This is a genomic window from Wolbachia endosymbiont of Folsomia candida (assembly GCF_001931755.2).
In the GTDB taxonomy this organism is placed as follows: domain Bacteria; phylum Pseudomonadota; class Alphaproteobacteria; order Rickettsiales; family Anaplasmataceae; genus Wolbachia.
Genome location: NZ_CP015510.2, coordinates 1,153,628 through 1,169,088 on the forward strand (window position 1 = coordinate 1,153,628; position 15,461 = coordinate 1,169,088).

The window sequence follows — 15,461 nt, forward strand, 5'->3', positions numbered from 1 at the left end:
TTAACAAGAAATAAAAATTAATCTATAATGATATGACAGAAAAATTTCTCCACGGTGTGAATGTTATTGAAGTAACTTCAGGACCAAAAACAATTAGAACAAGTAAATCATCAGTAATTGGTGTTATTGGTACAGCACCAGATAGTGACGCAGAAAAATTTCCACTAAATAAACCAGTTCTTATAGCGGGAAGCCTAAAGGAAGCAGCAAAACTTGGTAAAAAAGGAACTCTTCCATCTGCAATAAGCTCAATCTTCTCACAAATTGGTGCGACAGTTGTAGTGATTCGTGCTCAAGAGAGTGAAAATGCTGACCAAACATTGAGAGAAGGTGAAACAGTTAAAAATATTATTGGTGGAGTTGATGAAGAAACTGGCGATTATAAAGGGATTCAAGCATTCCTCAGCAGTGAGAGTATAATACATGTTGCCCCAAGAATACTTATTGCACCTCATTTTACGCATCAATTGGCTGAAGATGGCAAAAACCCAGTGGTTAGCGCTCTAATTCCTATAGCAGAGAAGCTGAGAAGCATAATAGTTGCCGATGGACCAAATACCAATGATGAAGAAGCAATCAAATGGAGAAAAAGTGCTGGCAGCAGCAGAGTATACATTGTTGATCCATGGGTGAAAGTGTTCGTTGATGGAAAGGAAGAGATATTGCCACCAAGTCCATTTGTTGCAGGGTTAATTGCTAAAACAGACAATGAACATGGTTTTTGGTGGTCACCGTCAAATCAAGAGATTAATGGTATTGTTGGAACTAGCCGTCCAGTTGATTTTACTTTAGGTGACTCAAACTGCAGAGCAAATCACTTAAATGAAAATGAAGTAGCAACAATTATTCATCAAAAGGGCTATCGTTTATGGGGAAATAGAACCTGCTCTAGTGATTCAAAATGGGCTTTTCTATCAGTCAGACGTACTGCTGATTTAATTAACGATAGCCTACTCAGAGCGCATCTATGGGCAGTTGATCGCAATATTACCAAGACCTACATGGACGACGTAATTGAAAGTGTAAATTCCTATCTGGCACACCTGCAAGCACAGGGAGCAATCTTGAGTGGTAAATGCTATGCAGCTCCAGAACTCAATACTCCAGCAAATATTGCAAGTGGAAAAGTGTTTTTTGATTTTGAATTTACCCCACCATATCCTGCTGAACAGATTACCTTTAGATCTCATTTAACAAGTAATACAATACTTTAAAAGTGACTTTTAAATAAAATTCTTAATATTAAAATCGGAGAAAAAAATGCTACCAAAAATTTTAAAGAACTTTAATGTATTCGTCGATGGTCGAGGCTATGCGGGAAAAATTGATGAAATAACTCTACCAAAGCTTACCATAAAAACAGAAGAGTATCGTGCTGGTGGTATGGATATTCCAATAAATATTGATATGGGAATGGAGAAATTGGAAGCAGAGTTTACTTTTTCTGAATATGATACAGAGCTTTTTAGATTATTTGGTCTTATAGATGGGAACTCAGTATCTCTCACACTTCGAGGTGGTCTTCAAGGCAGCGGTATCAATGATATCGAAGGAGTAATCATTAATCTCAGGGGAATATTCAAGGAATTTGACTTTGGTAGTTGGAAACCTGGCGAGAAAGCCACTCTTAAATGTAGTGTAGCTGCTCACTATTATAAACTCACCATTGGTGACAAAGAGCTTATCGAAATTGATGCTGAAAATATGATTCGAAGAATTAACGGTGTTGATCAGATGGCTTTGTTACAGACGATTCTAGGAATATAAAACTACATTTAAAATATTAACAATTAAAGGAGAATTTATGCAAACAATTACACTTACAGAACCAATTACAATTAATGGTATTGCTATTTCAGAATTATCTATGCGAAAACCAAAAGTCAGAGATTTGTTGGCTATTGACCGCATAGAAGGTGAAGCCTTAAAAGAAGTAGCTTTAATTGCCAATCTAGTATCTGTGCCAAAAGAAGCAATTGAAGAATTAGAGATAGCTGACTATGTAAAAGTACAAAAGGTGCTGAAAGATTTTTTGTCACCTTTAGAACAGAAAGCTTAAGGCTAGATGTTTTTATGCTTAGTTCTGCTTCAAACAGTGGAATTGAGCAAGTTATTAACATGGATATAGAAGAGTTTTCACTATGGCTAAAAATAAGTAAAGGAGTAAGAAAAAAATGTCAATGCTTTCTATAAAAATAGGTGCCGCATTAGACGGTAGCTTTAATAGTACAATGAAAGGTAGTGCAGCTAAGCTTGCTGGTCTTGGTGATAGTATAAGGCAACTTGATTCATCAATGAAATCAGTATCTAAGTTCAAACAACTGAATCATGAAGCTCTTGAAACCATGAAGAATTGGAAAAATCTAGAGAAGAAAGTTAAAGACACAGCTGTAGCAATTGCCAAAGAGAAGAAAGAAAAAAAAGGGCCAAACAAAGCCTTAAAAGCTGAATTTGATGAACTTAAAGCTTCAGCAACAAAGGCAAAAGAAGCTTATGTAAAAAAGAGAGATGCACTGCGCACATTAAATGAAGAAGTAAGAAAAAGTGGAAAAGATATTAAATCTTTGGTAAAGGATCAAAATAAACTTGGTTCATCTATTGAAACTCTGAAAGGTAAATACAGCAAACTGGGATCTATAATAGGTCAACAGCAAAGTCTCTTAGCAAAAAAAACACATTACAAATCACAAGTAATTGAGACTATAGGGTTGGCATTTACACTTGCAGCTCCAATTAAAATTGCAATTGATTTTGAATCTGTTATGGCCGATATTAAGGCAGTGGTAAAATTTGCCGATAATGAAATTATGGAACTTGGGCAGGATTTAAAGAAATTATCCCGTGAAATACCGCTGTCAGCTGCAGAGTTGGCTAAAATTGCTACAAGTGGTGGAAGACTTCGTTTCTCAAAGGAAGGGATCACTCAATTTACAAAATCAGTAGCTAAGATGGCAGTAAATTTTGGTATGACAGCAGAAGAAATAGGAAGTGCTGTTAGCAAACTTTCCAATATTTATGGAATTGGAGCTGATAAGATGGAGGAACTGGGAGACACGCTAAATCACCTTGCAAGTAATACTACTGTTGATGCGAAGGATATGATGTTAGCAATGACTGTAGCTGGAGGTGCTGCAAAACAGTTTGGGTTAGATATTGACCAGACAGCTGGATTAGTAAATGCTTTCATTAGTTTGGGAAAACAACCAAAAAAAGCAGCAGGAGTAATAACTGATATGCTTGGCAAACTTCAAACTGTTAGAGAACAAGGAGATGATTTTAGAGAAGCATTGGAAGAAATAGGGCTAGATGTGGAAGAATTTGAGGAAAATATCAAGAAGGATGCTCAAGGGACACTGCTAAATCTTTTTGAAACTTTAGGAAAAGTAGATAAGCATCAGCGTTCTGATATTCTTTTAAGACTCTTTGGTTCTGGATCTCAAGATGATATAGCACTAATAGTTGAAAACATACAAGAATATAAAAAAGCGTTAGATTTATTAGCTGACAAAAAAGAACGTGAAAAATCGTTAGACAAAGAATATAAAGATCGTATAGAGACTTCAGCAAAAAAATTACAACTACTTAAAAATTCAATAGCCGAAGTTGGTATGAACTTGGGTTCAGTCATGCTACCTGGTTTAAATTTGGTAAGTAGTGCTCTAAGATATGTAACCACGCCTTTAGCTTGGTTTGCAGAAAAGTGTCCAATTATTACTGGTGGAATTATGGGTATCATTTCAGCTTGTATTCTCTTCAAGATTGTGGCGGTGAGTGGAGGTTATGCATTAGCTTTGTTTCAAGGAGCTGCTTTAACTTTAAAAGCTATTTTGTACGGACAGCTTGGACCAGCGCTAATGTGGCTATCAACAACAATACTTCCTGCAGTAGTTACGGGCTTTAGAGTATTAACAGCGGCAATGATGAGTAATCCCGTAGGAGCTGTTGTTGCTGTACTATCAGTTGGTGCAGCACTTGTCATCGCTAACTGGCAAAAGGTGAAGGACTTTTTCTCGAATATTTGGGATTATATTAAATCAATTATTAAGCCTATAGGAGAGCTTTTCAAATGGATTGGTGGTATATATGGCAAAATCTTTGGGCTCAAGGAGCTTGAAAGCGAAAATACTCTGAAGATTGCTATGATACCTGAAGTTCCTGCTGAAAATAGTGTTTCACATGGTGCTCAAATTGGTAGTGGTAGCATAGGAATATTGGGAAAAAGTATCAGTGAAGAATTAGCAGAAAGTAAAGCAGAAATTCCAAGTGAACCAAGAAAGTATGTAGATGAAAGCAAAACAAATCAAATCCAGTACATTACTAACAATTATAATATCAGTATTAAAGCAGAGCCACATCAGGATATTCGTAGCCTTGCTGATGAAGTGATAAGAAGGATAAGAGAACAATCACGTGATGTTCTGTTTGATACCATTGAACCAATTTATTAATGTTATCCTTCGGTTCATATAAATTTTCCCCAATAACTCTAAGGCATAGCAAAGAAAACCGTTGGAGCGTAGTCGAATGTATTGATGGAATGCCATTACTACAAAATATTGGACAAGGAGTAGAGAATATAGACTTGGAAGTGGTTATTTATCCTCATAATCTCAATAGTTTAGATCAATTAAAGAATATGAAAGAAGCAGCAAAAGATAAGATTCCTCATACTTTAGTTAATAGTGTAGGTAATGTTTTAGGAAGATTTGTAATTGTGCGATTAGAGGAAAAACAGACATCACTTCTTCCTTGTGGGCTACCAAAAAAAGTTGAATTTAGTTTAAGTTTAAAAAAGTATTCATGACAACATATTACACTACAAAACAAAACGAGATGTTAGATTACATATGCTGGAGACATTATGGATTTACAAATGGAGTAGTAGAACTAGTGCTTGAATTCAATCCAGGTTTAGCCGAGTATGGGAGCTTTTTGCCTGCAGGGCTGAAGATTAAATTGCCTGTAATTGAGGAGCCATTGGAAAAATCTATTTTAAAAATGTGGGAATAAATGAAGCCAGAATTTAGCATTGAAGGCATAAGAGACAATGTAGTGTCGATAAGATTGACTGACGGATCAGGAATAGTAGATGATGTAGCTGAAGTGTGTGTTAATTATATAAAAGAAGACATAGATGTTCCAAAAGAATTGAAAATTGCTCTAGGTTATAGAGAAACCGGAGTCTTTCCAATGGGTATATATACAGTAAGTGAAATTACAGTACAAAGTCCACCTAAAACTCTTTTAATCAAAGCTCATGGAACAAATTTAAATACATCACTGAAGAAGAAAGTATTCAGAGAATGGCACCAAATTACTCTAGAAAACTTAGTGAAAGAAATAGCACAGAAACATGGGTATAAGTATAAAGTTGCTGAGGAATTTAAAAATGTAATGATACTGCATGCTAGCCAAACTGATGAGAGTGACATAAATTTATTAACTAGGATAGCAGAAGAACGTGAAGCAATAGCAAAACCAGCAGGAGGATTTATATTATTTATTCCAAAAGGTATGGCAAAATCGGCAACTGGAAAAGCTTTAGGAACAACGACTATTAGACCTCAAGACACAATCAACTGGAAAGTGCATTTTACTATACGTGATAAGTATAATTCAGTGGTGGCAAAGTGGCATAGCTATGAAAAAGGAGAAGCCCTATCAGAAACAGCTGGTAGTGGTGAACCAATTTATGCTATACAAACGATTTATCCAAGTGCAGAGTTAGCACTGAGTGCAGCAAATGCCAAATTGAGACAATTAAAGCGTAAAAATGAAAGTTTGAATATGACAATGCCAGGTAATCCTAGAATTTTTGCAGAAGCTAAGGTTAATCTTATAGGCTTTAATCAAGCAGTAGATGGTGAATGGGTAATTAATAGGGCAGAACATATATTAGATAGTAAAGGGTATCAAACTACAATTGAAGCAGCAATAAGTAAAGCTTATTAGGGGAAACTTAATAAACAATTACTATACGTAATCCAAAATATCATAAGTAGTATGTCACAAAAGGATCCCTTTGATTATGCAGGCTGGGCAGAACTTGTGAAAGAAATATGCTTGTTAATTACATTTGTTTTTATCGCAGGCGTCATTGTCACTTCTTTCATTGCAGAAGATTATAAAGAAGTTGGTCACGCTGATAACTACAAAGGAACGTTGAAAATTGCAGTTGAAAACTGTAACTTAAGGATAGTAACACTCCTAGTAAAAGACGTAGTAGATATTCATGACATTCGAAGTTTAGGAGTAACATCATTACAGTCTGCTGCAAGAGTAGGGTGCTTAGAAGTTGTTCAGCTTATGGCAGAAAAAGTCGATATTAATGCTGTATGCGATAGTGATAAAAGGACGGCCTTGCACTATGCTGCAGAACAAGGTAATTTAGAAGTTGTTAAATTTTTATTGATAAAGGGAGCAAACCCAAACATAAAAGAAAGAGACGGAAAAAAACCAAGAAATCTAGCTGTTATGACATCATTGCGTGACAGAAGTAGCGATAAACCTTATAAAGAAATTATAGACATGCTTTATGATGAAGAGAAACGCTACAGGCCAGAGGAGTACTATTTAGAATAGAAATTTTCAATTTGAGTAATTAACGTAAAACTTTGAATGTTGAGTGAGCATAAATTTTACAGAGTAGATGGTATGGCAGCTTAGGTATTAAGAAAGGCAAGATTTATTAGAGGAATTTTAATAAATAATTACTACATATAAGTAAAAACATTACAAGGAATATGATAAAAAAAGATTACTGTAATGATGGAGCATGGGCAGAATTTGTTGCTTCTATAATCATGTTAGTAATAGTTATTTTTATTGTATGTTCATTTGTTATTGCCTTATTTGCAATGAGGAATGAAAAAATTGCCCATTCTAATAAATACAAACAAATATTGGAAATCGCAGTTGAAGACTGTGACTCAAGTATAGTAAGACTTTTAGTGAAACTGGCAGTAGATATTCATGATACTCGAGGTTTGGGAGTAGAATTATTACATTCTGCTGCAAAAGTGGGGTGTTTAGAAATTGTTCAGTTTCTAGCAAAAGAAAAAGTTGATATTAGTGCTACACGTGATGAGAGTAAAAGAACAGCCTTACACTATGCTGCAGAGCAAGGTAATTTAGAAATTGTCAAATTCTTACTACGAAAAGGAGCAAATCCAAATGTAAAGGAATTTGAAGAAAAAACACCAGGAGATTTAGCTAGCATAATGCTATGGAACAATAAAAATAGTAATAAGCCTTACAGAGAAACTACAGACCTACTTTATAAAGCAGAAAAACGGTATAACTTATGGAAGTAACGTCTAGGATTGTTCCACAATTTTAAGTAAAAGCTTCCAACAGAACATTCAAATCATTCTATATGCAAAACCAAAAAATCCCATTAGCAGTAATAATTACTATGGCACTACAGACCGTAGCACTTATATGGTGGCTGGCCAAGCTCGATTTAAGGGTTCACATTCATGATAAATTTATAGAGCAGAATAACGGATTAATCGTAACAGTATATCGTTTGGAAGAGAGAGTCAAAAGTCTTTCTGAAGAACTTGATGAGTTTAAAATGCAGGTTTTTAGTAGTAAATTAAAATAATTACTCTTTATACAGGTTGATAGAGCCTGGATTGCGATTGACGATTCTTCCAGTTTTTTACGTATTGCTTAACCAATGAGTCATTATTCTCAATGATAAGTAGATTTTCAGCATTTCTTGATTCAGCGGAGTAAGTGAAATTGAATGAACCGGTTATTATTTTTCGATTGTCAATTATCATTAACTTGCTGTGTGCTATAGCTGGTTTATAGTCGATCCAAATTGGGATTTTTTGTTGAAATAGCTCATTGATAACACTGTATTTCGATTGAACTTGCGACTCATCAAGAATAACCTTTACATTGACACCTCGCTCTTTAGCCTGAATTAAAGATCTTGCAATTGGTCTAGAAGTGAATTCAAACGCTTGGACTAGTACAGATTCTTCGGCTCTATTTATCGCATCAATTATCTGATTAGCACAATTTTCGCCAGGAGTAAAACAAACCGTGGTCTTCGGGCAAACACAAGCAGACAAAACCACACATATTAAAGAAAACAAAAAACATCTAAACATTATGACCAAATTTATCCTCTCAGTTGACGGTGGCGGAATCCGAGGCATTATACCAGCAATAATATTAGCAGAAATAGAAAAGAGAACAAATAAACCTATTTCACAAATCTTTGATTTAATGGCTGGAACTTCTACAGGTGGTATAGTTGTTGCAGGGCTATGTAAGAAAGATGGAGAAGGAAAACCACAGTATTCAGCAAGTGATCTAGTTGAGCTATATCAGGAGTACGGATCCTATATTTTTAAATCTTCATTTTTAAGGAAAGCAATTACTTGGCTGAATGGTGCAGAGTATTCGAATAAAAACATTGAACATGTACTTGATAAATATTTTGGTGAAACCACTCTTGCGGACAGCATAAGTCATTTACTGCTTACTAGTTACGATATTCATAACAACTGCCCATTCTTCTTCAAAAGCTGGAAAGAAGACAGAAATTTTTTAAGATTACAAGACGCTTTAAGATCAACTACAGCAGCACCAACATACTTTATCCCTAAACTTCTAAAAATTAATCAAATAAATAGAGTCTTAGTTGACGGAGGAGTTTTTGCTAATAATCCAGCCGCATGCGCATATGCAAACAGCAAAAAACTATTCCCTGATGATGATATAGTGCTGCTTTCAATTGGTACCGGCCGGTTATCTAATCCTATTAAATATATTAATTCAAAGAAATTTGGAAAAATAGCTTGGGTAAAACCACTACTAAATGTAATGTTTGGTTCAAGCCTTGATGTAGTGAATTATCAACTTAAGAATATCATCGATGATCAATATTTACGTATACAATCACAGCTTACTATAGCATCACCTGATATGGATAATACTACATCTAAAAATATTAAGCTCTTACAAGAGGAAGCTCAAGCCATGGTTGAATGTAATCAAAAGGCATTAGAGAGATTTTGCATATAAATATCTTTCATATGATAAATATATTAGAAAAATTCACATTTAATGTTAAACCACTATATACTACAAATAGGGGATCTGCATATTGTGAAGACTCTCTTAACCTATTGCCTCAACTTCCAGATAGTAGCATGGATCTCGTAATAACCAGCCCACCATTTGCTTTACAAAGAAAAAAAGAATACGGAAATGAGTCTCAAACTGAATACGTTGCATGGCTTAGTAAATTTGCAAAATTAGTATATAGAAAACTTAAAAATACTGGGAGCTTTGTACTTGATCTGGGTGGTGCTTATGAAAAAGGTGTGCCATTGCGAAGCTTATATAATTTTAGGGTGCTTATACATCTCTGTGATGACATAGGATTCTTCCTTGCCGAAGATTTTTATTGGTATAATCCATCTAAGTTACCAAGTCCAATTGAGTGGGTAAATAAGAGAAAAATCAGGGTAAAAGATTCTGTTAATACTGTATGGTGGCTCAGCAAAACCAAGTGGCCTAAGGCAGATATAACAAAGGTACTAGTGGAATACAGTGACCGCATGAAGAAACTTATTGAGGACCCAAAGGCATATTATACTCCAAAAAAGCGACCTTCAGGACATAATATTAGTAGTAGCTTCAGTAAAGATAATGGTGGATCCATTCCATCAAATCTTTTACAGATTTCAAATTCAGAATCCAACAGCGCATACCTTTCTGCATGTAAAGAACTAGGTATAAAACAGCATCCTGCTAGATTTCCTGCCAAATTACCGCAATTTTTTATTCGATTTCTAACAGAGCCTGGAGATGTTGTTTTAGATATTTTTGCTGGGTCTAACACAACTGGCGCTGTATGTGAACAAGAGGGTCGCTACTGGCTAGCGTTTGAGGAAAATAGAGAATATCTTGCTGCGTCTGCTTTGAGGTTCAGAAAAGAAATAATATATTAATGGTAAAGAGCAAGTATTAAAGTCTTATTTGAGTTCACCGAGCAGAATTTAGAAGCAAACTACTATTTTCTCTAGATCTGAAATGGGCTGCCAAAAATCCCAAATAAAAGCACATTTAATCAAATAACAAAGCTATTGGTGCCTTTTGCAAATTAACATAAATTTTTTTACCTGTTTTATATTTATTAAATATTTATTTATTTCTATTTATATATTCATACTAATTATTAACTTTCTCGAATAGAGAGAATTAATTTATTACCTTCTAATTAAAGTTGCATACCAGTCAATGTTTTGTTAATATCTATCACTGTAGAATATGATAGTTTGATAATAATGTGAGGCTATATGAAAAATAAGAAAATTACAATTGTACAAGATAATGATCTTTTGGTTGTTATAAAACAGATCTTACACAGCTTTTCAAAAAGTATAAGGTTTGAAAATGAAGGATTGATAGATAAAAAAGATAAACGAATGCCTTCTCCTCAAAATGTTGTTTTCGACGCAAGCAGTCTGGAAGAAGGGCTTAGTTATTTTAATAACAGAAAATCCTTAAATTATCCAAAACTTTCGAGTCCATTTAACGTCCTAGGGCGCTAGCAACAAATTACAGACTTTAATAGTGGAGGCTAGTATGGATATTGATAAGGAGTTAGTGGCTATAGTCAAAAAAATTAAGAGGGATAGAGCACTTACAATGCTTTCACTTCCTTTTTATATCATCACAAGCGTTGTTGCAAATACTAAACTCGGTATAAAGTGTCTACGTTTTGCTTGTAAATGGAAGTGCCGAAGGGTTGTTAATTTTCTCGTTTCGTGTGGAATAAATGTTAATGCAAAGGATAACAAAGGCAATACTGCTGTTCACTTAGCAGCCCAATATGGATACAGTAATATTCTTGAGGCTCTAATAATAAGTGGAGGAGCTGTTAACGTTGAAGATATCTACGGCAGGACACCTCTTTTCCTTGCTGCATTATATAATCATCAGGAAGCTGTTCAAACTTTACTGCAATATGGAGCTGATATAAACCATCAGGATAATTGCCTAAATACTCCTTTTCATGTAGCAGCAAAGTGTGGGTATGACGGAATATTGTCAATGTTTATAAAAAGAACTAATTGCGACATTAATGACTTAGACGGAGATCTTTATACGCCACTACATTTAGCTGTCGCCCATGGACATAAGTCAACGGCAGAAATACTGCTACGGAATAGAGCTAATGTTAATGCTTTAGGTGGTAAACACCGTTCTACCCCGCTACACGCTGCGGTCATGAGCAATAATAAAGAAATGGTTGAAATTCTGCTAAATAAGGGAGCAAATGTTCGTATAAAAGCTGATGTTAAAGGCCATTTGACTGCACTTGGTATAGCGGTTGCAAAGAATAATCAGGAGATAGTGGAGCTATTATTAACACATAGGGAGATAGTAAAAGCAAAAAATAGTTATGGGATATAAAGCTAAATTAGAGAGGTGTGTATATGGTAAAGAAAATTACAGCAAGTGGCAATAATGCTAAAACAGAGTTGTTAAATCTTATTAAAAGTGTAATCGAAGAGAAAAATTGGAAACAAAGGGAAGCAGCTAATGTGCTGAAACTTGACCAACCAAAGGTGTCCTCGATTGTAAATTTGAAAGCCAAAAGGTTTAGTTTAGAAAAGATCTTCACGCTCTTATCTCGGCTAGATCATGAAATAGAAATTACAGTGAAAAAAACTAATTTGGATTAATGTGGGGTAATGTATGACAAATCAAGAGCTAAAGCAAAAAATAGCATATCATAACTTGCTATATTATCAGAATAACAAGCCAGAGATTACTGATGCAGAATACGATGCACTAAGGCAAAGGGCTGCTGAAATAGAGGAGGAAATTCAAGTTGGTGCTGAGCCTGATGGTAGATTTGGTAAGGTTAAACATCTCGAGCCAATGCTGTCACTTGCTAATGCCTATAACCAGGAAGATATGGAAAAATTCTTATCTAGGGTAACAAAGCTCTTAAATATTAATAAGCTGGAAATCGTATGTGAATTGAAGATAGATGGGGTATCTTTCTCTGCTATATATGAGGATGGAAAATTGGTAAAAGCAGCAACACGTGGCAATGGTAGCGAAGGGGAAGACATTACAAAAAATATTACAACTATTAAGAATTTTCCGAAAGCCTTGCCTGGAATTAAAGGCAGGTTAGAAATCAGGGGAGAGGTCTATATAAGTAATAGCGATTTTTTAAAATTGAACGAAAATAATGAATTTGCGAATCCTCGAAATGCTGCTGCTGGTTCTTTGAGACAATTGGATCCAAATGTTACTGCAAAAAGACCTCTTAAGTATTTTGCTTATTGTCTAATAGGCGGAGAAGAAAAGAGCCAATATGCAGTGCTAAATAGGCTAAGGGAACTTGGATTTTGTGTAAATGGACACCAACTCTTAGCAAACAGTTTGGATGGAATGCTACAGTTCTATGATAAAATTTATAGTTGTCGTTGTGATTTGGGGTTCGATGTAGATGGGATTGTTTATAAAATTAACGATTTAAAGTTACACAACAAATTAGGAAACACTAACAAAGCCCCTAGATGGGCTGTAGCATACAAATTTCCTGCTGCTTGTGGTAAAACTAAACTTAAGAAGATAGTGGTTCAGGTCGGTCGCACAGGAGTTTTAACACCATTGGCAGAATTGGAGCCCATTAATGTAGGGGGCGTTTTTATTAGTAGGGCAAGCCTGCACAACTATGATGAGATAAAACGCAAGGATATAAGAGAGGGAGACATTGTAACTGTAATTAGAGCGGGTGATGTGATACCTTATATTGCTGAAGTGGATAAAAGCTTACGTTCACCAGATGCACAGAAATTTGTATTCCCTGAGGTATGTCCTAAATGTGGCAGCAGAGTAGAAAAGGTTGAGGGAGAGGTGGCTATAAGATGTTCTGGAGAATTTACTTGTGAAGCTCAAATCATTGAAAAGTTGAGGCATTTTGTCTCTCAAGAAGCATTTAGTATAGTCGGTCTTGGTGATAAGCAGATTGAGTTTTTTTACAATCTTGGTCTTATTAAGCAAATCTCAGATATTTTTACGTTGGAGAAGCGACTGAATCAATTCAACTTACAAGAACATCATGGTTGGGGTGAAAGATCTATAGCCAATCTACTGAATTCCATTAATAGTAGAAGAACAATCAGCCTCGATAAGTTTATATGTTCACTAGGCATTAGGTTTATTGGACAGTATGTGTCAAAATTGCTTGCGGATTACTATGTTTCCTTTGAAAATTGGTACAACTCTATGGTCAAACTACAAAGCTACGATTCTTTTTCTGAGCTCAATGAGATAAAAGGCGTAGGTGAGAAAATTGCCGAATCTATAAGATCATTCTTCTCCAATCAGCAAAACGTAAATATGTTAAATAATCTTGTGCGCCACCTGAAGATTACCCCAGCTGATAACAATAAACGTAGTGCAGCCATAAGCGGTAAGGTGGTTGTTTTTACTGGTACACTTTTAACCCTAAGTAGAACCGAAGCAAAAGAACAAGCTGAATCTCTGGGTGCAAAGGTAAGTTCAGGTGTGAGCAGCAATACAGATTTTCTAGTTGTTGGAAATGAGCCTGGTTCAAAGTACAAAAAAGCAATGGAGCTTGGTATAAAAGTGCTCAGCGAGGAAGAGTGGTGCGAACTAGTTAATTCTCATTGATTTATATAAAGTTTCTGTTAATTTAATATTAATTTTGACATAATAACAAGATTAATGGAAACGTTAAATACTACTAACACTAATACAAAAGAAATATTGGTACAAATGATAAATAAAGCAATAGATGATAACCAATGGAACAGTAAAAAAGCCGCATATGCATTACAAACCCCTCTTGCAGATATTTCTCTGATTAAAAGATTAAACACTGCAAATTTTTCATTTGATAGACTTCTCATACTTTTGGTGAGGCTAGATTTTAAAGTGAAGATTTTAATAAATAGTAAGGAAATAAGTTAAATATTTCATAATGCTAGCATGCAAAAATGGAAGGTCTACGTATTAGGCGTTTAGATGCATTTATAGAGGAGATAGTAAAAGATAAGAGAAATGACCATCAAAGCTTAAAGTTGCGTTCTATGGGCATGTGTGAAGGTTCTTTTTTAATTTGATACACCTAAAGCTTGAGATTAGATCTATATTTACTATCAATAAGGGTTATAACCAAATATGATCATCTATTATAGCAGCAAACACCGCTTTCTATTTTTATTGCTTATAAATTTTGCTACTAAAATATATTGAATGCTATTTTTGAATTATTTATAATGAAGGTGAGAGGTTAGTAAGCCTGTTCTTTCGGTGATAGATTAACCGTGTTTGAGCTTTTAGGCTCGTTTTTCATTAGGAAGCTGGCCTCTCACATTTCAATTATTAGTTTATACAAACAAAAAGTATTGAATATTTCTAAATAATAATGTATAATTACTGATGCTTTTTTAGGTACCTTGATATGGCTATTTCTAAGTTTCTCGACCCTAGGAATGATTTATGTTTCAAGAAAATATTCGGCTCTGAGAAGAATAAAAATATCCTTATACACTTTTTAAATGATATCTTGGGCTTTTCTGGTACCAATGAAATAAAAAAAATCAAATTCCTCAGTACTATTATGGATCCTGAGATTGCCTCGGATAAACAAAGTATAGTTGATATTCTTTGTAAAGATTCTAGCGGTTCCAGATATGTGGTAGAGATGCAGGTTGCTAGAGACAAGGGCTTTGAAAAACGTGCTCAATTATATGCTTCTCAAGCTTATTCAAGACAACTAGAGAAATCTGATCACTACATTGATTTACAGAAAGTTTACTTCATAGCTATTTCTAATTGTAACTTGTTTCCTCAAGAGGTTGATTATATGTCCACTCATAATATACGTGACATCAAAACCAATGGACATTACTTAAAAGATTTGCAATTTATTTTTATTGAACTACCTAAATTTCCTAAAAGTGAAGTAGAGCAACTAGAAAACATAGTAGAGCGCTGGTGCTACTTTTTTAAGTATGCAGAAGATACTACAGATGAAGATCTAAAAAAGATAGCAGGACAAGCACCAATAATAAAGCTAGCATATGATGAATTAGATAGGTTTAACTGGAATAAAGAAGATCTAGCAGCCTATGAAGAAAGAGCTTTGAGTGTGCAAAAAGAGGCAGCTATTTGGGAACAACGGCTTGATGATGCTAAAGATGAAGGCAAAAAAGAAGGCAGAGAAGAAGGCAGAGAAGAAGGCAGAGAAGAAGGCATCCAAATCGGTAAAGAGAAAGGCATCCAAATCGGTGAAGAAAAAGGTAGAAAAGCAAGGGAAATTGAAGTGGCAAAGTCAATGCTTGCTGATAACGTGGATGCTAATACCATTGCTAAGTTTACCGGTCTTTCTCCTGATGAAATACAAAAACTGCAAGAGGAGATTACTCTTTAGCACAAGTGCTGTA

At 34.9% G+C, this 15,461-nt stretch carries 19 protein-coding genes; 18 read left to right on the plus strand and 1 reads right to left on the minus strand.

What is annotated here, in order from left to right; all coding sequences use genetic code 11:
• Positions 1-32 precede the first annotated feature (32 nt).
• From ASM33_RS05285 to ASM33_RS05330, 10 genes are all read left to right on the plus strand, one after another.
• Positions 33-1,214: a phage tail sheath subtilisin-like domain-containing protein gene (locus ASM33_RS05285; protein WP_112477225.1), complete on the plus strand. Its 1,182-nt coding sequence runs from the start codon at positions 33-35 to the stop codon at positions 1,212-1,214.
• Positions 1,215-1,260: 46 nt separating this feature from the next.
• A complete protein-coding gene (locus tag ASM33_RS05290; RefSeq protein ID WP_110410069.1) occupies positions 1,261-1,767 on the plus strand; it encodes a phage major tail tube protein in 507 nt (168 codons plus the stop codon).
• 37 nt (positions 1,768-1,804) lie between these two features.
• Entirely contained in the window at positions 1,805-2,059 is a 255-nt protein-coding gene (locus ASM33_RS05295) for a phage tail assembly protein (RefSeq protein WP_110410068.1), read from the plus strand.
• Between the two features lie 115 nt (positions 2,060-2,174).
• Positions 2,175-4,448, plus strand: a complete 2,274-nt coding sequence (locus tag ASM33_RS05300) for a phage tail tape measure protein (protein ID WP_110410067.1) — start codon at positions 2,175-2,177, stop codon at positions 4,446-4,448.
• Entirely contained in the window at positions 4,448-4,804 is a 357-nt protein-coding gene (locus tag ASM33_RS05305; protein ID WP_110410066.1) for a phage tail protein, read from the plus strand. Before ASM33_RS05300 ends, ASM33_RS05305 begins: the two co-directional genes overlap by 1 nt.
• Positions 4,801-5,010 carry a tail protein X gene (locus ASM33_RS05310; RefSeq protein ID WP_110410065.1) on the plus strand — a complete coding sequence of 70 codons (210 nt, stop codon included), beginning with the start codon at positions 4,801-4,803 and terminating at the stop codon, positions 5,008-5,010. Before ASM33_RS05305 ends, ASM33_RS05310 begins: the two co-directional genes overlap by 4 nt.
• Positions 5,011-5,952 carry a contractile injection system protein, VgrG/Pvc8 family gene (locus ASM33_RS05315; protein ID WP_110410064.1) on the plus strand — a complete coding sequence of 314 codons (942 nt, stop codon included), beginning with the start codon at positions 5,011-5,013 and terminating at the stop codon, positions 5,950-5,952.
• 51 nt (positions 5,953-6,003) lie between these two features.
• Positions 6,004-6,582: an ankyrin repeat domain-containing protein gene (locus tag ASM33_RS05320; protein ID WP_110410063.1), complete on the plus strand. Its 579-nt coding sequence runs from the start codon at positions 6,004-6,006 to the stop codon at positions 6,580-6,582.
• Between the two features lie 161 nt (positions 6,583-6,743).
• Positions 6,744-7,313 (plus strand): ankyrin repeat domain-containing protein, encoded by a 570-nt coding sequence (locus ASM33_RS05325; RefSeq protein ID WP_110410062.1) that lies wholly within the window; start codon positions 6,744-6,746, stop codon positions 7,311-7,313.
• Positions 7,314-7,375: 62 nt separating this feature from the next.
• Positions 7,376-7,606, plus strand: coding sequence for a hypothetical protein (locus ASM33_RS05330; RefSeq protein ID WP_110410061.1), 231 nt, complete (start codon positions 7,376-7,378; stop codon positions 7,604-7,606).
• Between the two features lie 7 nt (positions 7,607-7,613).
• Here ASM33_RS05330 and ASM33_RS05335 read toward each other — a convergent pair whose 3' ends face one another.
• On the minus strand, positions 7,614-8,123 hold the full coding sequence (locus ASM33_RS05335) for a phospholipase D family nuclease (protein WP_237342884.1): 510 nt from the start codon (positions 8,121-8,123) through the stop codon (positions 7,614-7,616).
• Position 8,124: 1 nt separating this feature from the next.
• On the opposite strand from ASM33_RS05335, the gene ASM33_RS05340 reads away from it, so the two are divergent.
• The 8 genes from ASM33_RS05340 (at position 8,125) to ASM33_RS05375 (ending at position 15,448) form a co-directional block, all read left to right on the plus strand.
• Positions 8,125-9,042 carry a patatin-like phospholipase family protein gene (locus ASM33_RS05340; RefSeq protein WP_110410059.1) on the plus strand — a complete coding sequence of 306 codons (918 nt, stop codon included), beginning with the start codon at positions 8,125-8,127 and terminating at the stop codon, positions 9,040-9,042.
• An 11-nt stretch (positions 9,043-9,053) separates the two neighbouring features.
• Entirely contained in the window at positions 9,054-9,974 is a 921-nt protein-coding gene (locus ASM33_RS05345) for a DNA-methyltransferase (RefSeq protein ID WP_110410058.1), read from the plus strand.
• Positions 9,975-10,322: 348 nt separating this feature from the next.
• Positions 10,323-10,577, plus strand: a complete 255-nt coding sequence (locus tag ASM33_RS05350; protein ID WP_110410057.1) for a hypothetical protein — start codon at positions 10,323-10,325, stop codon at positions 10,575-10,577.
• Positions 10,578-10,611: 34 nt separating this feature from the next.
• Entirely contained in the window at positions 10,612-11,442 is an 831-nt protein-coding gene (locus ASM33_RS05355) for an ankyrin repeat domain-containing protein (RefSeq protein ID WP_110410056.1), read from the plus strand.
• Positions 11,443-11,465: 23 nt separating this feature from the next.
• Positions 11,466-11,714, plus strand: coding sequence for a helix-turn-helix domain-containing protein (locus ASM33_RS05360; RefSeq protein WP_110410055.1), 249 nt, complete (start codon positions 11,466-11,468; stop codon positions 11,712-11,714).
• 13 nt (positions 11,715-11,727) lie between these two features.
• Positions 11,728-13,683 (plus strand): NAD-dependent DNA ligase LigA, encoded by a 1,956-nt coding sequence (ligA, locus tag ASM33_RS05365; protein ID WP_110410054.1) that lies wholly within the window; start codon positions 11,728-11,730, stop codon positions 13,681-13,683.
• Positions 13,684-13,737: 54 nt separating this feature from the next.
• Positions 13,738-13,983: an XRE family transcriptional regulator gene (locus ASM33_RS05370; RefSeq protein ID WP_110410053.1), complete on the plus strand. Its 246-nt coding sequence runs from the start codon at positions 13,738-13,740 to the stop codon at positions 13,981-13,983.
• Positions 13,984-14,476: 493 nt separating this feature from the next.
• On the plus strand, positions 14,477-15,448 hold the full coding sequence (locus ASM33_RS05375; RefSeq protein WP_110410052.1) for an Rpn family recombination-promoting nuclease/putative transposase: 972 nt from the start codon (positions 14,477-14,479) through the stop codon (positions 15,446-15,448).
• Positions 15,449-15,461 lie beyond the last annotated feature (13 nt).